We start from the raw sequence: 21,410 nt of genomic DNA on the forward strand, positions 1-21,410 counted from the left end.
GACAACCGGACGGCGGTGTGGTGCGGTTCACATCGCCGCCCGGGTGCGCGGGTTCAGGCCGGAAGGGTGTTCTCGATGGCGGTGACGACCTCGTCCGATTCGGGCTCGACCTGCGGCGCGAAACGGGCGGAGACCGTGCCGTCGGGGGCGATGAGGAACTTCTCGAAATTCCACCGGATGTCGCCGGTGTGGCCCTCGGCGTCGGGGGCGCCGACGAGGCCCCGGTAGAGGGGGTGGCGGTCGTCGCCGTTCACGTCGACCTTCTCGGTCAGCGGGAACGTGACGCCGTAGGTCGTCGAGCAGAACTCGGCGATCTCCTCGGGCGTGCCGGGCTCCTGGCCCATGAACTGGTTGCAGGGGACGCCGAGGACGGTGAAGCCGCGCTCGGCGAACCGCTCCTGGAGCCGTTCGAGGCCGGAGTACTGGGGGGTGAGGCCGCACTTGGAGGCGACGTTGACGACGAGCACGGCCTTGCCCCGGTACTGCGCGAGGTCCGCGGAGCCGCCCCGCAGTCCCTCGATCTCTACGTCGAAGACAGACATGGGCCGATCTTAGGAGATCGGACCTCCCCGGCCGCCGGCCGGCCGGGGAGGGCGTCACGGTGCCGCCGTCAGGGGGACAGGTCCAGGCCGTCCACGAACGACGAGAGGGAGCCGCCGGCCCGGCCGAGCTGCGTGAAGATGTTGTTGACGAAGCCGGCCGCCTCGTTCGGTGAACTCAGGAGGTAGAAGATGACGAAAGCGATCGCCACATATTTCATGTTCTTCTTCATGAGCAACGCCGTCCCTGTCCTAGCGCCGTGACACAATGACCCGCTTTGATTGTGCCCAGGCGTGTCCGCCCGCAAAGCGCGATTTTACTGTGACGCGGCCGCCAGCGCTTGGTGGCCATGCGAAAGAGCCCCGCACCGTCCGAGGTACGGGGCCGAAGAAGAACCGGGGCGGCTTCCGGGGCCGCCGTATCAGCGGGCCGCCGAGTCGATGACCTCCGCTTCGACGGCCGCCGCGCGCAAGACTCACCACCCAAGACTCACCACGCAGGACCCGACACGCGGGGCGCGGCGCGAACGACCCGGCGCGCGGAACACGGCACCGGAGACCCGCCCCCGGAGCCCGCGTCCGGGGGACGGCCGCCGGGGACGACCGCCCGGGGCTACGCGGGGATCGCGCTCATGAAGGTCGACAGCGACTCCGCGGCGCTGCCGAGGCCGCTCAGGGCGTTGTTGACCATGCTCGCCGCCCCCTCCGGCCTGCTCACGACGTACCACGCCAAGAACGCGATGGACGCGATCTTCAGGTGCTTCTTGTTCACTTTAACCACCCTCTGAGGTCGGATGCCTACGCACAGTAGTTCCCTAGGGTGGCCGAACGGAGATCAAGAGGGGACAAAGAGGCGGTCAAGCCCGCTTGGCGTGCTCGGTGAGGTACTCGATGTAGAAGGGGCGGAGGGCGTCGCCGAGCTCGCCCTCCCCCGCGTGCGTGAACTCCTCCAGCAGCGACAGCCCGTGCAGGAGGTCGAACCTGGCGCGGCCGGTCTCGCCCAGCGCGGCGGCCGCCGGGGGGATCGCGCGCAGCAGGTTCCACAGGAAGCCGACGTCGTGCTCGTCCTTCGCGACCCGCACCGCGCGGTCGTACAGCTCCTTGGACGTCAGCTGCTCCAGGTTCTCCTCGGGTGTCGCGTCCGGCATGCTCCGACTCTAACCCGCGGCCTTCTCCGCGACGCTCGCCGGGATCGGCCGGTCCTGCTTCAGCGCGTCGAACAGCGTGCCCGCCTTCTGCCGGTCCCAGGTGATGTAGGACCCGGCGGCGGCCGAGCTGCCCGACCCGCCGATCGGGACGGTCGTCATCACGCCGTCGCCGCCGCTGACGCCCTTCATCGCCCACATCATCCGGGCGAGGTCGTGGATGTGGTCGTTCTCGTCGACGAGGAAGTTGCTCGCGCCGTTCGTCGCGAGCGGGATGCTGCGGAACGGGTTGACGAGCGTGCCGGGGCTCGCCGCCTTCTTCATCAGCGCCCCGAAGAACTGCCGCTGCTTCTCGACGCGCTCCAGGTCGGCGCGCGCGTAGTTCCGGCTCCGGACGTAGCCGAGTGCCTGCGCGCCGTCGAGCGTCTGGCAGCCGGACTGGAGGTCCAGGCCGGCCTTGGGGTCCTTCATCGGCTCCTTGACGCAGATCTCGACGCCGCCGACGGCGTCCACGACGCCGACGAACCCGGCGAACCCGATCTCGGCGTAGTGGTCGATGCGGACGCCGGTGGCCTCCTCGACCGTCCGGACGAGCAGCTTGGGGCCGCCGAGGGCGAACGCGGCGTTCAGCTTGTTGCGCCCGTGCCCCTCGATCGGGACGTACGAGTCGCGCGGGAGGCTGACGAGCGACGTGCCGCCCTCGCCGTAGTGCAGCAGCATCATCGAGTCGGTGCGGCGCCCGCTCGCCTTGCCGGTGGCCATCTTGTCGCGGTCTTCCTTCGACAGCCCCTCGCGGCTGTCGGAGCCGACGATCAGCCAGTTCGTCCCGGGGGTGTCGGCGACGCGGCCGGCGTAGTCGGTCAGGACCTCCTCGCGCTCCAGCTTGCCGTCGAGGTAGAAGTAGCCGCCGACGAGCAGCAGCAGGACGACGACCAGGAAGACGCTCAGCCCGCGCCCCCACCGGCGCCGGCGGGGCGGCGGGCGGCGCCGGGCCGGCGGCGGGCCGCCGGGGCCGCCCGGACCGCCGGGCTCGCCCGGATACGGCCGGGCGCCGGCGAGCTGGTCGCCGGCGTAGGGGTCGTCGTAGGGATCGGCGTACGCGTCGCCGTAGGGATCCCGTCCGCGGCCCGCGTGGGGGTGTCCCGCTCCGGCGCCTTCATACCCGCTGCGCGCCACGCGGCGGCCCTCCTCGCGTCGTCCCCGGCCTTCCGGCCAGCCGTTCGTCATGCCGTAGACCATAGACAAAACGGGGCGTCCCTCGCTTCCATCCCCCGCATGATTGTCCACTGCTCCAAATCACCATGCCGAGGGACGGGGCATCGTGCTCGGGTCCGCGTCCCGCCCCCGCAGCCTGCCCCGCCCCGGGCGCCCCATGCCCGCCGAGTGGCGCCGCGTCACAGGTACGGGCCGTACCCCCCGCCGCCGCCGTCCCGCTCGGCGGGCCGCGCCTCCGGCAGGTCCTCGGGGCGGAGCGTGCCCGCCTCGGCGGGCGGGAGCTCGCCCTCGACCGAGGTGATGCGGCGCGCCTGCCGGGAGATCGCGGCCTCCAGCAGGTTCCGGACGAACCGGGCGTTGCCGAACGCGTCGCCGCGCGGGTGCCCGGTGACGAGCCGGCGCAGCGCGTCCGTCGTCCCCGGTGCCAGGACGAACCCGTCCTCGGCCGCCATGAACTCGAAGATCGCGACGAGCTCGTCGTCGGAGTAGTCGGGGAAGTGCAGGACCTTCGGGAAGCGGGACTCCAGGCCCGGGTTGGCCCCGACGAACCGCTCCATCTCCGTCCGGTAGCCCGCGACGATGACGACGAGGTCGCCGCGGTGCTCCTCCATCAGCCGCAGCAGCTCGGCGATCGCCTCGTGCCCGAAGTCGCGCCGGTCGCCGCCCGCGTACGGGTCGGCGGGGGCCAGCGCGTACGCCTCGTCGACGAACAGCACGCCGCCGAGCGCCCGCTCCACCGCGGCGCGCACCCGCGGCGCCGTCTGCCCGATGTACTCGGCGACGAGGTCGGCGCGGGTGACCTCGACCAGGTGGCCGGACGACAGCAGCCCGAGCTGCGCGTAGACGGCGGCGACCAGCCGGGCGATGGTGGTCTTGGCGGTGCCGGGGTTGCCGGTGAACACCATGTGCCGCGCCGGGGAGCCCGGCGCGACCTTGGCGTCCATGCGGAGCCGCCCGGCGCGGGCCTCGGCGACGAGGTCGGGAAGGCCGCCGTTGCTCTCGACGCGGCGGAGGAAGGACTCGATCCGGGCGAGCGGGTCGCCGGGGACGCCCTCGCGGCCGCGGGCGAGCGCGTCCGGGACGTCCTCCGGGAGGATCTCGTCGAGCGACTCGGTCTCGTCGACGACGCCGTCGGCGAGGACGCGGCGGCCCTGCAGCGCGACGGCGCGGTCGAGCAGGTTCACCATCGTGCGGGCGTTCGCGGACCCGGGGCCCTGCGGCGCGGCCCGCAGCAGCGCGCGGACCCGCTCCAGGACGCCGTCGGCGAGCGCGAACCCCGCGTCGGCGGCCTTCGCGGCGAACACCCGCACGAGCTCGTCCTCGGTGAAGCCCGGGAACCGGACCGTGCGGGGGAAGAACGCGGCGAGGTCGGAGTGCGCCTTCAGCAGCCCGTTCAGCTCGGCCTCCGGCCCGGTCAGCACCACGACGAGGTCGTCGGTGTGGGACTGCACGGTGGCGACCAGGACGTCCAGGACCTCCCGGCCGCGCGCCGGGTCCCCGGACGAGACGAGCGCGTGCGCGTCGCGGACCAGCAGCACCCCGCCGAGCGCCTGCTCCACCGCCCGGCGGACGCGCAGGACGCTCTCGGTGGCGTACTCGCCGAGCAGGTCGGCCCGCTCGACCTCGGTGAGGTGCCCCGACGACAGGACGCCGCGGTCGGCGTAGATCCGGCCGAGGATCCGCGCCACCGTCGTCTTGCCGGTGCCGGGCCCGCCGGCGAACACCAGGTGCCGGGGCCGGGCGGCGGCCGCCATCCCGGCCTCGCGGCGCAGCCGGGCCGCCTCGGCCTCGGCGACGAGGGCCTCGACCTCCCGCTTCGCGGGCTCGATCCCCACGCACGCCGCCAGCTCGGCGAACGGGTCGCTCTGCGCGGGGCGGCCGGGGATGAGCCGCTCGGGGAGGTCGTCCGCGGTGATCCGCGGCGCGCTCCCGGCGGCCTCGGTCCCGGCCCCGGCCCCGGCCGCCGCCCCGGCCCCGGCCTCGCCGAGGCGGGCGCGGGCCGCCGCGGCGGACCGTTCGGCGAGCTGCTCGGCGAGCCGGGCGCCGCGCAGGTTCAGCAGCGCCGGGGTGCGGGCGAGCCGCGCGCCCGCGGCCGCCGCGACGTCCGCCGGCACGGCGAACCCGCGCCGCGCGGCGGCGCGGGCGAACAGCTCGGCGAAGCCGTCCTCGGCGAAGTCGCGGGTGCGGGCGGTGTCGAACGCGCCGACGAGCGCCGGGTTGGCGTCGAACAGCCGCCGGTCGCCGCCGGGGCGGCACAGCGCGACGACGTCCAGCGCGGGCGAGCGGGCCATGAGCCGCCGCAGCTCCTCGACGGCGGCGGCGCCGCACCGCTCGTGCGCGGCGAGCCGCTCCAGGTCGTCGACCACCAGCAGCATCCGGGCCTCGACGCAGTCGCGGACGCGGGCCTGCAGCCACAGCACGGCGTCGCTGACGCCCAGCGACGCGAACACCTGGTCGGAGATCCACAGCGCCTCGCGGACGGCGCCGCCGACGGCCAGCCGCCGCTCCACCAGTTCGGCGGCGGTGCCCTTGCCGGTCCCGGCCGGTCCGGTGATCAGCAGCCGGACGGGCCGCTCCCCCGCGAGCCGCGCCGCGACGGCGTCCGTGACGGCCCGCGCGAGTTCCGGCTGCCCGACGAGGTCGTCGTCCGGCGGCTCCGGCGGGCGCTCGTCCGCCTCCGCCCCGGCCCCCGGCCCGCCGCCGGACGCGTCGGCGGGCGCGTCGGGGGACGCGTCGGCGGGCGCGTCCGCGTCCGCCGCGCGGGCGGCGCCGGGGAACAGCGCGTCGCCCAGCGGGTTGACGACGCGGCGCGCGGTGAACAGCCGCCGCACGTCCGCCTGGAACGCGCGGACGGGCACGCGGTCGCGCGGCGCGACCGGCGCGCCCGGCAGGCCCTGCACGGCGCCGGTGATCCGGACGGCCATGTCGAGCCAGGCGCGGGCGGCGTCGGCCTCGCCCGCGACGAGCGCGAGCGCGAGCCGGTCCCGCACGTCGTGCCGCCACGGGTCGACGGCGAAGTCGGGGCGCAGCGCGCGCATCCGGTCCTGCAGGCCGGCGTGCCGGTCGGTGCCGAGCGTCACGGCCAGCTCGGCGGGGGCGGACGCGGCGTCGGCGGCGAGCAGCAGCCGGGCGAGCGCGTCGTCCGCGGGCTCCCCGGCCCCGAGGGCGGCGAGCAGCCGCCCGTGCGCGGCGCCGAACCCGTCGCAGGCCCAGCCGAGGTAGGCGACGGGCCCGGCCAGCTCCGGCAGGACGGCCAGCTCGCCGTCCGTCAGCCCGGCGGCCCAGGCGTCCTCCAGCAGCGGCTTCGGGACGGTCAGGTCGCACTCGCGCAGGGCGGGGTCCGCGGCGCGCCGCTCGAAGACGTCGATGAGCGCGCGGCGGCGCCGCTCGACGGGCTCGAGCCCCTCGAACACGTCCAGGCCCGCCCGCGCCAGGTCCAGCATGAGCGCGCGGAGGGCCGGGTCGTCCCCGGCGGGCTCGGCCAGCCACAGGCCCGGCGGCCGCCACCGCCCGGCCTGGGAGAACCAGGCGAGGGGGTCGCGGACGCTGGGCTCGGGCGCCGCCATGAAGTCCGCCAGCACCTCGTAGTCGACGTCGCCGCGGGAGCCGCCGCGCAGCGCCGACGCGCCGAGCAGGAAGGTCAGCAGCGACCACAGTTCGGCCCCGGCGGCCGTGGTGCCGTCGTTGTAGAAGTCGCCGTGGCGGCGGGGCAGTTCCACGACGCGCGGGTCGTCGTTGAACGCGACGGCCCGCTCCCGCAGCTCGTCGTACAGCCCGTCCGGGACGCGCCAGGGCCCGTGCGCGTACACGTCGAGCACGGGCTCCTCGGTGAGCAGCACTTCGAGATGGTCCGGCAGCCGGGGGGAACTCACCTGTGGGTCCTTCTCCTGCGTGAGGGGGCGGGGCGGCACGTCTGGTGAGCACCCTATGACTCCGGTGACGCCCGACACACCCGCGCGCTACATGCCCCGTCCGGGGGAAGTGGTGCGAGAATTTGTCATGTGTAAAGCAATTGTCGGCAGCGAACCTCAGGAGGCGCCGCGTGCGACCGCTCGAAGTCACCGCCCGCAGCGAGAACGGCCGCGCCGTCGTCCGGTTGCGCGGCGAGCTGGACATCGCCACCGCCGACACGCTGCGCCGCGGGCTGCGCGACGCGCGGCGCGACCACGGCGACGATCTCGTCCTCGACCTCAGCGACCTCGAGTTCATGGACTCGGGCGGCCTGTCGGTCATCGTGGCCTGCTACAAGGCGGCGGCCGCCGCGGGCGGCGGGGTGGCGCTGGCCGCGCCGCGGCCGGTCATCCGCCGGGCGCTGGAGATCACCGGCCTGCACCGCCGGATGCCCGTCCACGGCACGCTGCGCGAGGCCCTCGCCGCGACGCCGGACGGCGACGGGGAGCCCGCCGGATCCGGTGCGGCGGCGCGCGGCGCCGCCGGCTCGCCGGACGGCGGCGGGGCCCCGAACACGCGGGGCGCCGCCCACCCCGATCCGGCCTGACCCCGCCCGCCGCCGCCCGGCCCGCCGCGCCCGTCAGAGCGGCAGCGGCGTGGGGCGCTTGGGGGCGCGGCCGTCGCCGGACGAGCGTCCGGTGACCCGCCGCCCGATCCAGGGCAGCAGGTAGGCGCGCGCCCAGTGCAGGTCCTCGCGGCGGGACGTGAGCCAGTCGGCGCCCTCGAACGGCGGCCACGGCTCGCGCCAGTCGCCCTCCACCGGCAGCCCGATCACCTCCGCGACGCGCAGCGCCATGCGGCGGTGCCCCTCCGGCGACAGGTGCAGCCGGTCCTCGAACCAGGCCCGGGGGTCGTCGAACACCCGCAGCGCCCACAGGTCGACGACCGTGCACCCGCGGCGGTCGGCGATGGCCCGCAGATGCATGTTGTAGGTGGCGCCCTTCCCCCGGATGCGCCGCCCGTTGCGCAGCCCGCGCGGGTCGAACCCCGTGAAGACCACCACGCGCGAGCCGGTGGCGCGCAGCCGCCGCACGGCGTCGTCGAACAGCACCGCGAGCGCGTCCGGGTCGGCGCCGGGCCGCAGGATGTCGTTGCCGCCCGCGCACAGCGTCACGAGGTCGGGGCTCATCGCGACGGCCGGCGGGACCTGGTCGTCGACGATCTGGCGCACCAGCTTGCCGCGCACCGCGAGGTTGGCGTACCGCAGCCCCGGGTTCCGCGCGGCGATGTGCTCGGCGAGCCGGTCCGCCCAGCCGCGGAACCGGTCGTCCTCGCCCGGGTAGGGGTCGTTCAGTCCTTCGGTGAAACTGTCCCCGAGGGCGACGTACGTGCGGATCCCGTCCGCCGCCCCCGGTGCCGCATCATGTTCGATCACGTCGAACAATGATGCATCGTACACACGACCTACGCGACCGTAGGGAGCCCCGGTGTGAAGGAACAGACACAACCGTCCGCAGCCGCCGCGTCACGCTTCGCACGACCCGAGACCCTGCGGCTCCGGAGGCCGCGCGAAGCGCCGGGGGTTCCAGGGGTCGCCCCCCGGACGACTACGTCCAGCTCGGCGAGGACGTCCCGAGGGGGCCGGCCGGCGGCGCGGGCGGAGCGGGCGGGGCCGCGGGCTGCGCGTGGGCGCCGGCCGTGGCGTGCACCGTCATCGCGTGCTGCACCAGCGTGATCAGCACCTGCTTGGTGGACTCGCGGCTGCGCGCGTCGCACTGCACGATCGGGACGTGCGCGCTGATCGACAGGGCGTCGCGGATGTCCTCGATCGCGTACTGGAACTCCCCGTGGAACCCGTTGACGCCGACGACGAACGGCAGCCCGAGCTCCTCGAAGTAGTCCACGGCGGCGAAGCAGTCCTCGAGCCGGCGGGTGTCGACGAGCACCACGGCGCCGATGGCGCCGCGCACCAGGTCGTCCCACATGAACCAGAACCGGTGCTGCCCGGGCGTGCCGAACAGGTACAGGATCAGCTCGCTGTCCAGCGACACGCGGCCGAAGTCCATCGCGACGGTCGTGGTGGTCTTGTCCGGGACGGCCGACAGGTCGTCGACGTCGGCGGACGCGGCCGTCATCACCGCCTCCGTGGTGAGCGGCATGATCTCCGAGACCGAGCCCACGAAGGTCGTCTTGCCGACGCCGAACCCGCCGCCGACGACGATCTTGACCGAGGTCAGCTCGGTTTCGCCGTCGGGCGGCCCGGAGACCTGGTCAGAGCTTCCGAAGGCCACTGAGCACCCTTTCTAGCAGGCGGATGTCCGGCTGACCGCCGGCTGTGGTGGAGGGCTGCGACTGGTGCAGGCGCAGCAGGCCCTCGACGGCCATGTCGGCGACCAGGACGCGCGCCACCCCGAGCGGGATGCGCAGCAGCGCCGACACCTCGGCCACCGAACGCGCCTGCCGGCACAGGTCCATGATCGCCCGGTACTCCGGGGTCAGCACGGCCACGTCCCGCGGCGGGTAGGGGGCGGCGGTGACCAGGGCCTCGATGGCCAGGTCGTACCGCGGCTTCGTCCGCCCGCCGGTGACGGCGTACGGGCGCACCAGCGAGCTCGACTCGCCGTCGTCGTCCTGTGCGGCCGCCCGCCCCGGCATCGGACGCGGCGGCCGGGGCTCGCCCGGCCAGCCGCCGGGGCCGCCGGGGCCGCCTCCGTAGGGACTGCCTCGATCCATGTCGCTGACCTCCGTCAGAGTCAGTCAGGGTCAATAGCGGGCGGGCCCGGCGCCCATCTCGGTCACGGACGGCCCGTGCGGCTCGGCCTGCCCGCGCAGCGCCGGGCTCAGCACGCGGCCGACCCGCTCCACCAAAAGCGTCATCTCGTACGCGACCAGGCCGAGGTCGCAGTCGGGGGCCGCGAGCACGGCGAACACCGAGCCGTTGGTGATCGACATGACGAACAGCAGCCCGCGGTCCATCTCCACGACCGTCTGGTTCACGCCGCCCGCGTCGAAGATCTTCGCGGCGCCCTGCGTGAGGCTCATCAGTCCGGACGCGATCGCCGAGAGCTGGTCCGCGCGCTCCGGCGGGAAGCCCGCCGAGTAGGCCATCGGCAGGCCGTCCGAGGAGACAACGACGGCGTGCGCGACCTTCGGGACACGGTCCGCGAAGTTCGTCACCAACCAGTTGAGATCCTGCCCGCTCACCGAGCGCCTCCTGTCTCGCCGTCGTCCTGTGACGGCGCCTCACCTGACGTGCCTCCGCCGCGAGTCTCGGTGCGGCCCCGATTGACGCCGCGCTGCAGGCTCGCGAAGCGGTTGCGTACGACGTCGGCCGACTGGCCGAGCCCCTGCTGCTCCTCCGGCCGGCCCTGCGCCGGAGCGTCCTGGACGGGCGCGCCCTGGGCGGCGCCCGGCTGCTGCGGCGGACGGCCCGCGGTCGGGTCCGCCGTCGGCACGGTGGGCGGCTGGAACGTCCCGCCCGTCTTGCCGACCGCGCCCGGCACCCGGTTCTTGCCGGGCACCCGCTTGGGCAGTCCGACCGCCGTGCGCTTCTCCGCCACGGGCTCCCGGGCGGCCTCGGCGGCGCGGAACCCCGCGTCCGCCGGGGACTCCCAGCCCTTCACCGGATCCTCGTTCACCATCTCCCCCGACCTGCGCTGGAACCATTCCGACTGCATCGCGTCGAAGATCGGTGAGCGCTCGGGGACCCGCGGCGGCCCGGCGGGGGGCTGCGGCGGCGCGGGCGGGGACGGTCGCGGTCCCGGCGCGCTCTGCGGCGGCGCGGCGGGGGCCTGCGCCGGACGGTCGAACATCGACGGCTCGGGTGCGGGCCGCTCGGGGACGGCGTCCTCGGCGGCGTGCGGGCCGGTGCGGCCCCGCGGCGCCGGGGCGTCCGGCCGCGCGGGCTCCGCCGGGGCCCGGTCGGCGGGCTCGCCCCAGCCGTTCTCGGCCCGGGCGGGTTCGCCGCCGTGAGCCGCGCCGTTGAGGGAGCCGTCGGCGATCGTGGCGTCCGCCGGTCCGCCGAACGGCTCGCCGAGCTGGTCGAGCGGGCCCGTCTCCCACGGGATGCGCCGCGCCGGCCGCGGTTCGGGCACCATCGGCTGCGCCTCGGGGACGACCGGCTCGGGGCCGCCGGGACGGCCGGCGGCGTCGTCGCGTCCCGGCTCGTCGGGGCGCTGGTCGCGGGGCGGCTCGGCGGGCTGCTCGGCCGTCCGCTCGTTGCGCGGCTCGAACAGGCCGTTGGAGCCGCCGTCGCCGGCGGGACGTCCGGGGAGCTGGGCTCCCGGCCGCCGGACCGGCAGCTCGCCGGGGCGCCGCGGCGGCTCCTGCTCGTCCGGGCGCCACTCCTCGGTGGGCCGCTCGGACGGGTGCCGGGACGCCGGCTCGTCCGCGGGGACGCGCGGGAGCGGGCCGGTGCCGGGCCGGGCGGCGTGCGCGCCGGTCCCGCCCACGGGACCGAGCGGCCCGGAGTCGTTCATCGCCGGCTGGGGGCCGGTGGCGCCGCGCAGCGGGCGCAGCGGGCCGGTGCCGCCGACCATCGGGTGCGAGCCGCCGGCGGGGCCGCCGGCGCCGAGCGCGGGGGTGCCGCCCGTGCCGGGGCCCTCCTGCTGGAAGGCGCCGGTGGCGCCGACGGCGGGCGCCTCGGCGGGCGCGGTGAGGGTGGCCAGCGGGCCCTGCTCGGCGGATTCCCGGCCGGGCAGGCCGCGGGCGCCGATGCCGCCGGACTCGCCGGCGCTGACGACGGCGTCCGGCAGGACGACGAACGCGGTGAGGCCGCCGCCCTGCGCGGCGCGCAGCTCGACGCGGATGCCGTGCCGGACGGCGAGGCGGCCGACCACGAACAGGCCCATGCGGCGCGCGGCGCCGAAGTCGATGACGGGCGGGTTCGCCAGCCGCCAGTTGGCCTGCTCCAGCTCCTCGGACGACATGCCGACGCCGTTGTCGGTGATCTGCAGCATCGAGCCGCCGCCGCTGAGCAGCTGCCCCGACACCGTCACCTTGGTGTGCTCGGACGAGAAGGTCGTCGCGTTCTCGATGAGCTCGGCCAGCAGGTGGACGAGGTCGTTGACGGCGGGTCCGGCGACGGTCATGTCGCCCTGGACGCGCAGCGAGACCCGCTCGTACTGCTCGACCTCCGACAGCGACGCGCGGACGACGTCGATGAGCGGGACGGGCTTGCGCCACCGGCGCACCTGCTCCTGGCCGCCGAGGACCAGCAGGTTCTCGTTGTTGCGGCGCATGCGGGTGGCGAGGTGGTCGAGCCGGAACAGGTTGCCGAGCTGCTCCTCGTCCCGCTCGCTCTGCTCCAGTTCCTCGATGAGGCGGAGCTGGCGCTCGATCAGCGACTGGCTGCGGCGCGAGAGGTTGACGAACATCGCGTTGATGTTGCCTCGCAGGACGGCCTCGTCGGCCGCCAGCCGGACCGCCTCGCGGTGGACCTCGTCGAACGCGCGCGCGACCTGGCCGATCTCGTCGCGGGAGTCGACGTCGATCGGTTCGACCTCGATCCCGCCGGCGGCGGCCTCCGGGTCGCGGAGCCGCTCGACCAGGCCGGGCAGCCGGGTGCCGGCGACCTCCAGCGCGCCCGTCTGCAGGCGGCGCAGCGGCAGCACCAGCGAGCGGGCGACGATGAGGACGAGCGCGACGACGATCGCGAGGACGAGGAACAGCAGCACCGCGTCGCGGACGGCGTCCATCTGCGCGGAGGACCGGGCGGCGTCGGCGTCCTCCGCGAGGTCGGCGGCGATGTTCTGCTCGACCGTCCGGAGCCGGTCCACCCGCGCGGAGGAGTCGCTCACCCAGTCCTTGGCGGTGTTCGCGCTGAACCGCACCGACAGGTTCGTGGTGGCGTCGGCGCGCGCCAGCACCAGGATCCGGGTGTATTCGGCCTGGTCGAGCTCGGGACCGGTGACGGTGTCGTCGTAGAGCCGGAGCTGCCCCGCCGTGGCGGTGCTGCGGAAGGAGTCGACGCTGGCGTTCAGCTCGGCGCGGGCGTCCTCGACGCGGGCGCGCTCGAGCGGCTCGAACCGCTGCTGCCACATGGCGCTGGCGATGAGCGACCGCTCGCGGGACGCGGCGTCCTTGGCGTGCGCGAGGTCGGACAGCGCCAGGGCGCTCTGCGCGATCTCGGGGGTGGGGGCCGTCTGCGAGACGACCTGGTGGAAGTCGCTGAACGCGGAGACGAAGTCGCTGTACCGGTCGATGACGACGCCGGGGGCGAGGCTGCCCGACACCTTGCGCAGCGCGCTCAGGTCGTTGACGCGGTTGAGGACGTTGGTGACGGCGAGGTCGAGCGCCTCCGAGCCGGTCTCGACGTCCTGCGCGACGTCCCGCACCTTGCGCGCGGCGGCGTCCACGGCGTCCTGCTGGGCCTTGAGCTCCTCGGGGTTGACGGCGTTGGCTCCGCCGGCGGCCGCGCGGGCCGTCATGTCCCGCTCGCCCTCGACTTCGTGGGTGAGCGCAGTCAACTCCTTACCGAGCGTGGCCAACCGGCCGGTGCGCTCGTAGGAGTCGGCGTTCTCGATCGACTCCGAGACGCGGAGTCCGGCGACGAGCGCGACCGCGACCGTGGGCACCACGATGAGGGCCAGCAGACGGGTCCGCACGCGCCAGTTGCGCAGCCGGAACCGCCCGCCCAGGAAGCCTCTCTTCGGAACGTCTTCGCTGGCAGACGGGCGTTGCTCGGGGGACTGCGGGGCCCCTTCGGCCCCTTCGGCTTTCCGCACTGCCCTCCGCTACCTCTCACTGGGTTGACCGCTCGCGGCGCACGGTGACCTGAATGAGATTCGGGTCGTGTCGCCCACCCGCTCCGCTGCGGACGAGCGCGGAACATTGCAACACAGAGCGACCATCATGGCCAACCCGAATGATCACACAAGTCTGGACTTGTGATGCAGGAGATATCAATGTCACAGCTTGTTTACGCATCTTCACATAAGTCCACGTAAACCTGACATCTCACCCCCAGCGTGTCTACGGTGCGCTACGCTCCCCGCTCGTTGAAAGATCAGCTTTCAGCCCAGCTCATCAAGCTTCCCCCGCATACGGAGCGTTGCGCATGCCAGTCACACACCGTCGCGCGGTCCTCGCCGGCGCGCTCGCCATCGCCGTCGGCCTCACCGGCGCCGCCTGTGGCGGCGAGGACGAGACCGCCTCCGCCAACGGCCTGGAGACCTCCAGGCTCACGCTCGGCACGATGACCGTCGCCGACACGGCGCCGGTCCAGATCGCCATGGAGAAGGGGCTGTTCGAGGCCGAGGGCCTGGAGGTCAAGCTCCAGACGATCCAGGGCGGCGCGGAGGCCATTCCCAAGCTGAAGAGCGGCGCCCTCGACATCAGCTTCGGCAACTTCGTGTCGCTGGTCACCGCGTCCGTCAAGGACCCGGGCTTCAAGCCCCGGATCGTCGCGGAGGGCTTCCAGAGCGGCCCGAAGACCCACACGCTGATGGTGCGCAAGGACTCCCCGTACCACTCGATCGAGGACCTCAAGGGCAAGAAGATCGGCGTCAACACCAAGAAGAACATCAGCACGCTGATGGTCCAGGCGGCCGGCCAGCCGAAGGGTGTGACCTTCAGCGAGGACGACTTCGTCGAGGTGCCGCCGCCCAACATGGAGCAGGCCCTCAAGTCGAAGAGCGTCGACGCCGTCCAGGCCATCGAGCCGTTCGGCACCCAGATGCAGCAGTCGATCGGCGCGCGCATGGTCGCGGACCTGTCGAGCGGCCCCACCGCCGACTTCCCGATCGCCGGTTACGCCTCCACGGAGAAGTTCGTGAAGGAGCACCCGAAGACCGTCGCCGCGTTCCAGCGGGCCCTGCAGAAGGCCGCGACGCAGTGCGCCGACCGCAAGGTCGTCCAGGACATCCTGCCGAAGTACGCCAAGATCGACGCCGAGGTCGCCTCGACGATGAGCTACGGCACCTACACCAGCACCCTGAGCACCGAGCGCCTCCAGCGCGTCCCGGACGTCATGCAGCAGTTCGGCTACATCGACAAGAAGCTCGACATCAAGACCCTCATCGCACAGGTTTCATGACTTCTCGTTTCATGAGCATTCGCCGTATCGCGCTGGGCGCGGCCGGCGGTGTCGGGGTGCTCGCGGTCCTGGAGGGCGTCAGCCGTGCCGGCCTCCTGGACCGCGACGCCCTGCCCCCGATGACGACCGTCCTGTCGGAGGCCGGCAAGCTCGCCGTCGACGAGGACTTCCTCGTCGACGTCGGCTCCTCCCTGCAGGCGTGGCTCGGCGGGCTCGCGCTCGCGGTGCTGGTGGCGGTCCCGCTGGGCGTGCTGCTCGGCTCGGTCCCGCTGCTCGACACCGCGTCGCGGGCCCTCGTCGAGCTGCTCCGCCCGATCCCCTCGGTCGCGCTCATCCCGCTCGCCATCATCCTGTTCGCCGAGCCGCTGCAGATGAAGATGTCGCTCGTCTTCTACGCGTGCCTCTGGCCGATCCTCATCAACACGCTCTACGCGCTCCGCGACGTCGACCCCGTGGCGAAGGAGAGCCTCCGCAGCTTCGGGTTCGGCACCCTGTCGGTGCTGTGGCGGGTGTCGCTGCCGAGCGCCGCGCCGTTCATCGTCACCGGCGTCCGGATCGCCGCGTCCGTCGCCCTCATCGTCGTGATCAGCACCGAGCTGTTCGCCGGCGGGTGGGACGGCATCGGCATCTACCTCTCCGACACCCAGTCGGGCGGCGGCCGCACCGACCTGCTGCTCGCCGGCGCGTTCTGGGCGGGCCTGCTCGGCCTGCTGGCCAACGGCCTGCTGCTGCTCTTCGAGCGGCTCGCGTTCCGCTGGAACACCGCACGGGTGGAGGGGGTCTCGTGAAGGCGCTGAAAATGGGAGGCGGTCTCCTCGCGCGCGTGTGGCTCGTCGCCGCCGCGGTCGTGCTCTGGGAGGTCGTCACCCGCCAGGTGAACGAGACGTACTTCCCCCCGCCCACGGAGATCGCCCGCACGCTCAAGGAGATCTGGTTCTCCGGGCCCGCGTCGCACCTGTTCCTCTCCGACGACGCGCTGGAGGACTTTTCCAGCAGCCTGAAGAACCTGTTCGTCGGCTGGGCCGCCGCCGGCCTCATCGGCGTGGTGATCGGCGCCGCCATCGGACGGTCCCGGGTCCTGTTCGACATGTTCGACCCGGTGCTGCAGTTCCTGCGGGCGGTCCCGCCGCCCACGCTGCTGCCGTTCTTCATCCTCGTGTTCGCGATCAGCGACACCATGCGGATCGTGACGATCGCGTTCGGCGTGATCTGGCCGGTGCTGCTGAACACCTCCGACGGCGTCCGCTCCGTGGACGCCCTGCAGCTGGAGACCGCGCGGGTCTTCAACGTCTCCCGGTTCCGCCGGATGACGACGATCATCCTCCCGGCGGCCGCACCGAAGATCTTCGCGGGCCTGCGGGTCGCGCTGTCGTTCGCGCTGATCCTGATGGTGCTGTCCGAGCTGATGGGGAGCACCGTCGGCATCGGGACCGAGCTGCTGGACGCGCAGCGGCAGTTCGAGCTGCCGCGGATGTGGGCCGGCATCGTCATGCTCGGCATCCTCGGGTTCCTGTTCAACGCCGTCTTCATGCTGCTGGAGCGGCGGCTGCTGTCCTGGCACGCCGGCGCCAAGAGGCTCGCGACCTGACGATGTTCCACGTAACGCACACACAGAAAAGGCGGCCGCGATGCTAGAGATCAACGGCCTCACGCACTCCTACGGGGACGGGTTCACCGCCCTCGACTCCCTCGACCTCACGGTCGCGGACGGCGAGCTGCTCAGCATCGTCGGCCCGTCCGGCTGCGGCAAGTCGACCCTGCTGCGCTGCATCGCGGGGCTGATCCGCCCGACCGGCGGGAAGCTCGAGCTGAACGGCAAGCGGATCGACGGCGTGCCGGACGACCTGGCGGTCGTCTTCCAGGACTACAGCCGCTCGCTGTTCCCCTGGCTGACCGTCCGCGACAACGTGGCGCTGCCGCTGCGGCGCCGCGGCAAGTCCCGCGCCGAGCGGCGCGCCGCCGCGCAGGAGGCCCTCGAGTCGGTCGGCCTCCCCGACGCGGGCAAGAAGTACCCGTGGCAGCTGTCGGGCGGCATGCAGCAGCGCGTGTCGATCGCCCGGGCGCTCGCCTACCGCCCGTCCCTGCTGCTGATGGACGAGCCGTTCGGCTCGGTCGACGCGCAGACGCGGGAGGACCTGGAGGACCTCGTCCTGAAGGTCCACCGGGACGAGAAGATGACGATCCTGCTCGTCACGCACGACATCGACGAGAGCGTCTACGTCGGCGACCGCGTCGTCGTCCTCAACCGGTCCCCCGCCCGCGTGCACGCCGACCTGCGGGTCGACCTGCCGACCGAGCGCGACCAGATCGAGACCCGCGGGCTGCCCGAGTTCATCCGCCTCAGGGCCGAGGTCGGCCGGCTGGTGCGCGGCGGGGCCAAGGTCCCCGGCGCCGCGCCCGCCGCGGGCAAGGGCGCCGACGCCGCGGCCGACGGCCCCGTCCGGAAGGGCAAGGCCGCCGAGGCCGAGAAGGCCGAGAAGGCGGAGGTCACGAAGGCGGACGCCAAGAAGGCCGACACCAAGAAGGCGGACACGAAGAAGGCGGACGCCGCCAAGGCCGACGCCGCGAAGACCGACGCCAAGAAGACCGACGCCAAGAAGACCGAGGCGAAGAAGACCGACGCCGCGCCCGCGGGTGCGGCGGAGGAGCGGGACGACGCGAAGGCCGAGAGCGGCACGTCCGTCGCCAAGGCCGCCGCGAAGCGGACCGGCAAGGACGCCGGATAACCCGCGCGCGGCACCGCCGCGGCGTCCGCCGAGGACTCCGCCGGGACGGACGCGCCCGCCGGCGACGGGGCCGGCGGGAGAGCGCCCGGCGGACCGAGGCGGAACGAGCCGGAATCGGACGGCGGCGCCGCATTCGGTCGCGGAATCGGACATCATGGCGAAGGCGGGCCGGACGCGACGTCCGGTTCGCGGGCCGGGTCCCACGGCGATCCGGCCGGCCAAGGGCCGCCGCCGACAGGCGGCGCTGACACGACCCGGGGGCGGGGCCGCCCACCGACGGTCCCGCCGCTCCCGGGGACCAACGAAGGGCGATTCATGCGCGTACTCATCGTGGGGGCCGGGATCGGCGGGCTCACCACCGCGTTGAGCCTGCACGAGGCGGGGGCGGAACCCGTCATCGTCGACGCCGCGCGGGAGCTGCGCCCGCTCGGCGTCGGCATCAACCTGCTGCCGCACGCCGTCCGGGAGCTCACCGAGCTCGGTCTGGGCGACGACCTCGCGGAGATCGGCATCCCCACCGCCGAGATGGTGCACTTCGACCGGTACGGCGGCCGCATCTGGGGCGAGCCGCGCGGGCGCGACCTCGGCTACAACTGGCCGCAGTACTCGATCCACCGCGGCGAGCTGCAGATGGCCCTGTTCGACGCGGTCCGCAAGCGGCTCGGTGACGGCGCCGTCCGCACCGGGACCGTCTTCCAGGACTTCGAGCAGGACGGCTCCGCGGTGCGCGCGCGGCTGCTCGACCGGGCGTCCGGGGAGGTCCGCACCGAGGAGGCCGACGTGCTCGTCGGCGCCGACGGGCTGCACTCGGCCGTCCGCGCCCGGCTGTACCCGGACGAGCGCGCGCCGCTGTGGAACGGGATCCGGATGTGGCGCGGCGTCGCCGAGGGCGAGCCGTTCCTCACCGGCCGGACCCTCGCCGTCGCGGGCAGCAACGCCACCGCCAAGCTCGTCGTCTACCCGATCTCCCGGCGCGCCGAGCGCCGCGGGAAGGCGCTGCTGAACTGGGTGGCGGAGGTGAAGCTGGCCGACGACCGGCTGGACCGGACCGCCGACTGGAACCGGACGGGCCGCCTCGAGGACGTCCTCCCGCACTTCGCCGACTGGACGTTCGACTGGCTGGACGTCCCCGCGATGCTGCGCGCCACGGACGAGATCCTGGAGTACCCGATGGTCGACCGCGAGCCCCTCGGGCGCTGGACGTTCGGCCGCGTCACCCTGCTCGGCGACGCCGCCCACCCGATGTACCCGATCGGGTCGAACGGCGGCTCGCAGGCCGTCCTGGACGCGCGGGTCCTCGCGCACGAGCTGGTCGCGGCGGGCCCCGTCGACGGCCTGCTCGGCTACGAGCGGGAGCGCCGCGAGACCGTCAACGCGATCGTGCTGGCCTGCCGGGACATGCCCGCCGACCGGGTGCTGCACACGGTCAGCCAGCGCGCCCCGGAGGGGTTCACGGCGATCGAGGACGTGCTCGCGCCGGAGGAGCTCAAGACGATCACCAGCGCGTACCGGCAGACGTCGTTCTCCGACGTGGACGCGCTGAACTCGCGCCCGTCCTACACGGCGGCGCGCTGACCCCGGCCGCGGGTCATTTCGCCTCGGAGTAGCGGTCCACCACCGCGATCTCCATCGGGAACACGACGGGCGTGCCGCCGAACAGCAGGCGGCGCGCCTCGTCGGCGGCCGCCCGCACCGCGTCCGCGGCCTCCTCCGCGAGCTCCGCGGGCGCGTGCACGATCACCTCGTCGTGCTGGAAGAACACCAGCCGCGGCGGGCCGAGCCCGGTCAGCCGGCGGCGCAGCGCGCCGAGCAGCGCCAGCGCCCAGTCGGCGGCGGTCGCCTGCACGACGAAGTTGCGGGTGAACCTGCCGCGGCTGCGCAGCTCCCGCGCGCCGCCGTCGTCGGAGGTCAGCGCCCGCCAGCCCGGGGACGGCGGCGGGCACGTCCGGCCGAGCAGGGACCGGACGAGCGCGCCCCGCTCGCCCGCGCGGGCGGCCGCCTCGACGTACCCGAACGCGTCGGGGAAGCGCTTCTTCAGCACCGCGAGGAGCTGCACGGCCTCGCCCGTCCCGCCGCCGTACATCGCCGACAGCAGCGCCAGCTTCGCCTTGTCGCGGGCGCTCAGCTCGGGCCCGGCGGTGAACGACTCGGCGAGCGCGGCGTACAGGTCGCCGTGGGCGGCGGCGTCGGCGAACGCCCGGTCCCCGGCGAGGGCCGCGAGGACGCGCGGCTCCAGCTGGGCGGCGTCCGCGACGACCAGCCGCCACCCGGGGTCGGCGACGACCGCCCGCCGCAGCACCCGCGGGATCTGCAGCGCGCCGCCGCCGCTGGTGGCCCACCGCCCGGACACCACCCCGCCGACCACGTACTCCGCACGGAACCGGCCGTCCCGCACCCACGTGTCGAGCCACGCCCACCCGTGCGCCGTGTGCAGCCGCGCCAGCTCCTTGTACTCCAGCAGCAGCGGCACGGCCGGATGGTCGACGCCCTTCAGGACGTGCGCCCGCGTCGACGGCACCGGCAGGCCCGCCGCCGCGAACGCCTTGAGGATCTGCGCGGGCGAGTCGGGGTTGACGCGGCGGCCGAACGCGGCGCCGATGCGGTCGGCGAGGTCCTGCAGCCGGCGCGGCCGCAGCCCGCCCGACGGCCGCGGGCCGAGCAGTTCGGTGAGCAGCGCGTCGTGCTCCTCCGCCGACCAGGGCAGCCCGTCGTGCCCCAGTTCGGCGGCGACGAGCGACCCGGCGGACTCCGCCGCCGCGAGCAGCGGGAAGCCGTCCAGCTCCGCCATGGCGCGCCGCTGCGCCGCGTGCACCTCGACGATCGCCGCGAGGTCGTCCGGGACGTCGGTGTCGGAGTCGAACAGGGACGCCTGCGCGGCCTCCCGCACGGGCGCCGGGTCGGGCGGGACGGGCGCGCCGTGCAGCCGCGCCCGCGCCGCGGCGACCGACCGCGGCTCGCCGTACCGTCCGGCGTGCCCGAGCAGCAGGCTCTCCACGAGTTCGAGGTCGTGGCAGCGCGCCACCCGCACGCCGGCGTCCAGCAGCCGCGGGTACAGCCGCGCGGTGGACGCCCACACCCACCGGGGCTTCGCGTCCCGCTCGGCCTCCGCGATCGCGGCGACCAGGTCGGGTACGGGGCGCGCGGGCCCCGCGGGCGCGCCGTCCTCGGCGAGGGGGCGCAGCTCTCCCCCGCCCCCCGGCCCCGCGGCCGCCGCCATCCGCACCCGCCCATTCTGGCGCCGGCCACCGACAGAAACGCGAGACCCCTCCGCGACGGGTGGGCGCGGAGGGGTCGGGAGGGCCAGGGCCGTGGCCCCCGGGGCGTCAGGCGACGAGCGAGACCTGCTGCTCGGGCGGCGTCCCGCCGTAGCGGTCGACGACCTTGTTGAGCTGGATCTGGTAGTACAGCACCCCGAACCCGATGAGGCCGAGCAGGAACCCGATGCCGCCGCTGCAGCTCGGCGCCAGCCCCGCGGCGCGCTGCGCCTGCGCGATGCGGCCGCCGAGCTTGACCCACATCACCAGCGGCCAGATGCCGAAGGTGAGGAAGCCGAAGAGCATCGACAGCAGCGCGTTCATCGCGGAGTCGCCGACCCGCCGGTCGTAGCGGTACAGCTCCGAGTGGACCTTGAAGAACCACACCAGGCCGTAAATGCCGAAGGTGATGATGGGCAGGCCGAGCCAGGCGCCGAGCGGGTTGCGCCGCTTCATGTTGGCGCCGGAGCCGGCGGCGGCGGGCGCCTGCTGCGGCGCCGCCGCGGGCGCGTAGCCGCCCTGGTAAGCCTGCTGCGGTTGGCCCTGCCCCTGCTGGGGGTAACTCATGCACTCTCCTGTGGAAGCCGTTCACCCGTGCGTGATCA

At 74.1% G+C, this 21,410-nt stretch carries 18 protein-coding genes and 1 pseudogene; 6 read left to right on the plus strand and 13 right to left on the minus strand.

What is annotated here, in order from left to right; all coding sequences use genetic code 11:
* Nucleotides 1-53: 53 nt before the first annotated feature.
* The 6 genes from H505_RS0100950 to H505_RS47190 all read right to left on the minus strand — a co-directional run bounded on the left by H505_RS0100950 (nt 54) and on the right by H505_RS47190 (nt 6,771).
* Nucleotides 54-542, minus strand: a complete 489-nt coding sequence (locus H505_RS0100950; RefSeq protein ID WP_026400459.1) for a glutathione peroxidase — start codon at nt 540-542, stop codon at nt 54-56.
* 68 nt (nt 543-610) lie between these two features.
* Nucleotides 611-751, minus strand: a complete 141-nt coding sequence (locus H505_RS50455) for a hypothetical protein (protein WP_169528779.1) — start codon at nt 749-751, stop codon at nt 611-613.
* Between the two features lie 401 nt (nt 752-1,152).
* Entirely contained in the window at nt 1,153-1,311 is a 159-nt protein-coding gene (locus H505_RS50460; protein ID WP_169528780.1) for a hypothetical protein, read from the minus strand.
* Between the two features lie 85 nt (nt 1,312-1,396).
* Nucleotides 1,397-1,687, minus strand: coding sequence for a hypothetical protein (locus H505_RS0100965; protein WP_026400460.1), 291 nt, complete (start codon nt 1,685-1,687; stop codon nt 1,397-1,399).
* 9 nt (nt 1,688-1,696) lie between these two features.
* Complete coding sequence (locus H505_RS39185; protein WP_084549765.1) at nt 1,697-2,911, minus strand: LCP family protein; 1,215 nt, start codon at nt 2,909-2,911, stop codon at nt 1,697-1,699.
* 167 nt (nt 2,912-3,078) lie between these two features.
* Nucleotides 3,079-6,771, minus strand: a complete 3,693-nt coding sequence (locus tag H505_RS47190; protein ID WP_051299993.1) for an AAA family ATPase — start codon at nt 6,769-6,771, stop codon at nt 3,079-3,081.
* Between the two features lie 170 nt (nt 6,772-6,941).
* On the opposite strand from H505_RS47190, the gene H505_RS39195 reads away from it, so the two are divergent.
* A complete protein-coding gene (locus tag H505_RS39195; protein ID WP_051299994.1) occupies nt 6,942-7,397 on the plus strand; it encodes an STAS domain-containing protein in 456 nt (151 codons plus the stop codon).
* Between the two features lie 33 nt (nt 7,398-7,430).
* Here the strand turns inward: H505_RS39195 and H505_RS0100985 are convergent, their stop codons facing one another.
* The 5 genes from H505_RS0100985 to H505_RS0101005 all read right to left on the minus strand — a co-directional run bounded on the left by H505_RS0100985 (nt 7,431) and on the right by H505_RS0101005 (nt 13,395).
* Nucleotides 7,431-8,225 carry an SGNH/GDSL hydrolase family protein gene (locus tag H505_RS0100985; RefSeq protein ID WP_245592398.1) on the minus strand — a complete coding sequence of 265 codons (795 nt, stop codon included), beginning with the start codon at nt 8,223-8,225 and terminating at the stop codon, nt 7,431-7,433.
* A gap of 172 nt (nt 8,226-8,397) precedes the next feature.
* Entirely contained in the window at nt 8,398-9,027 is a 630-nt protein-coding gene (locus H505_RS0100990) for a GTP-binding protein (RefSeq protein WP_026400462.1), read from the minus strand.
* A gap of 34 nt (nt 9,028-9,061) precedes the next feature.
* Nucleotides 9,062-9,523 (minus strand): DUF742 domain-containing protein, encoded by a 462-nt coding sequence (locus H505_RS0100995; protein ID WP_026400463.1) that lies wholly within the window; start codon nt 9,521-9,523, stop codon nt 9,062-9,064.
* A gap of 30 nt (nt 9,524-9,553) precedes the next feature.
* Nucleotides 9,554-9,994 carry a roadblock/LC7 domain-containing protein gene (locus tag H505_RS0101000; protein WP_026400464.1) on the minus strand — a complete coding sequence of 147 codons (441 nt, stop codon included), beginning with the start codon at nt 9,992-9,994 and terminating at the stop codon, nt 9,554-9,556.
* Nucleotides 9,991-13,395 (minus strand): sensor histidine kinase, encoded by a 3,405-nt coding sequence (locus H505_RS0101005; protein ID WP_051299995.1) that lies wholly within the window; start codon nt 13,393-13,395, stop codon nt 9,991-9,993. The genes H505_RS0101000 and H505_RS0101005 overlap by 4 nt, the downstream gene beginning before the upstream one ends.
* A 452-nt stretch (nt 13,396-13,847) precedes the next feature.
* Here H505_RS0101005 and H505_RS0101010 point away from each other — a divergent pair, with 452 nt between their 5' ends.
* From H505_RS0101010 to H505_RS0101030, 5 genes and pseudogenes are all read left to right on the plus strand, one after another.
* On the plus strand, nt 13,848-14,825 hold the full coding sequence (locus tag H505_RS0101010; RefSeq protein WP_026400466.1) for an ABC transporter substrate-binding protein: 978 nt from the start codon (nt 13,848-13,850) through the stop codon (nt 14,823-14,825).
* A gap of 11 nt (nt 14,826-14,836) precedes the next feature.
* The gene (locus H505_RS0101015; protein ID WP_034516111.1) at nt 14,837-15,613 is read left to right on the plus strand and encodes an ABC transporter permease; all 777 of its coding nucleotides are present in this window, start codon (nt 14,837-14,839) and stop codon (nt 15,611-15,613) included.
* Nucleotides 15,614-15,624: 11 nt separating this feature from the next.
* On the plus strand, nt 15,625-16,413 hold the full coding sequence (locus tag H505_RS0101020) for an ABC transporter permease (RefSeq protein WP_051300075.1): 789 nt from the start codon (nt 15,625-15,627) through the stop codon (nt 16,411-16,413).
* Between the two features lie 40 nt (nt 16,414-16,453).
* A pseudogene (locus H505_RS39200) lies at nt 16,454-17,224 on the plus strand (ABC transporter ATP-binding protein); the annotation flags it as partial.
* A gap of 642 nt (nt 17,225-17,866) precedes the next feature.
* Nucleotides 17,867-19,126 (plus strand): flavin-dependent oxidoreductase, encoded by a 1,260-nt coding sequence (locus H505_RS0101030; protein WP_026400469.1) that lies wholly within the window; start codon nt 17,867-17,869, stop codon nt 19,124-19,126.
* A gap of 13 nt (nt 19,127-19,139) precedes the next feature.
* Here the strand turns inward: H505_RS0101030 and H505_RS0101035 are convergent, their stop codons facing one another.
* Together H505_RS0101035 and H505_RS0101040 are read right to left on the minus strand one after the other, a co-directional pair.
* Nucleotides 19,140-20,768 carry a bifunctional 3'-5' exonuclease/DNA polymerase gene (locus tag H505_RS0101035; protein ID WP_034516307.1) on the minus strand — a complete coding sequence of 543 codons (1,629 nt, stop codon included), beginning with the start codon at nt 20,766-20,768 and terminating at the stop codon, nt 19,140-19,142.
* Nucleotides 20,769-20,874: 106 nt separating this feature from the next.
* A complete protein-coding gene (locus H505_RS0101040) occupies nt 20,875-21,372 on the minus strand; it encodes a DUF4234 domain-containing protein (protein WP_026400471.1) in 498 nt (165 codons plus the stop codon).
* Between the last annotated feature and the right edge of the window lie 38 nt (nt 21,373-21,410).

The sequence above is a fragment of the Actinomadura rifamycini DSM 43936 genome (assembly GCF_000425065.1).
GTDB lineage: Bacteria > Actinomycetota > Actinomycetes > Streptosporangiales > Streptosporangiaceae > Spirillospora > Spirillospora rifamycini.

What these genes read in the sequence shown, in the direction of transcription:
- H505_RS0100950 (WP_026400459.1), bottom strand. Translation starts at nt 542, where the DNA reads ATGTCTGTCTTCGACGTAGAGATCGAGGGACTGCGGGGCGGCTCCGCG.
- H505_RS0100965 (WP_026400460.1), bottom strand. Translation starts at nt 1,687, where the DNA reads ATGCCGGACGCGACACCCGAGGAGAACCTGGAGCAGCTGACGTCCAAG.
- H505_RS39185 (WP_084549765.1), bottom strand. Translation starts at nt 2,911, where the DNA reads ATGACGAACGGCTGGCCGGAAGGCCGGGGACGACGCGAGGAGGGCCGC.
- H505_RS0100995 (WP_026400463.1), bottom strand. Translation starts at nt 9,523, where the DNA reads ATGGATCGAGGCAGTCCCTACGGAGGCGGCCCCGGCGGCCCCGGCGGC.
- H505_RS0101010 (WP_026400466.1), top strand. Translation starts at nt 13,848, where the DNA reads ATGCCAGTCACACACCGTCGCGCGGTCCTCGCCGGCGCGCTCGCCATC.
- H505_RS0101015 (WP_034516111.1), top strand. Translation starts at nt 14,837, where the DNA reads ATGAGCATTCGCCGTATCGCGCTGGGCGCGGCCGGCGGTGTCGGGGTG.
- H505_RS0101020 (WP_051300075.1), top strand. Translation starts at nt 15,625, where the DNA reads ATGGGAGGCGGTCTCCTCGCGCGCGTGTGGCTCGTCGCCGCCGCGGTC.
- H505_RS0101030 (WP_026400469.1), top strand. Translation starts at nt 17,867, where the DNA reads ATGCGCGTACTCATCGTGGGGGCCGGGATCGGCGGGCTCACCACCGCG.
- H505_RS0101035 (WP_034516307.1), bottom strand. Translation starts at nt 20,768, where the DNA reads ATGGCGGCGGCCGCGGGGCCGGGGGGCGGGGGAGAGCTGCGCCCCCTC.
- H505_RS0101040 (WP_026400471.1), bottom strand. Translation starts at nt 21,372, where the DNA reads ATGAGTTACCCCCAGCAGGGGCAGGGCCAACCGCAGCAGGCTTACCAG.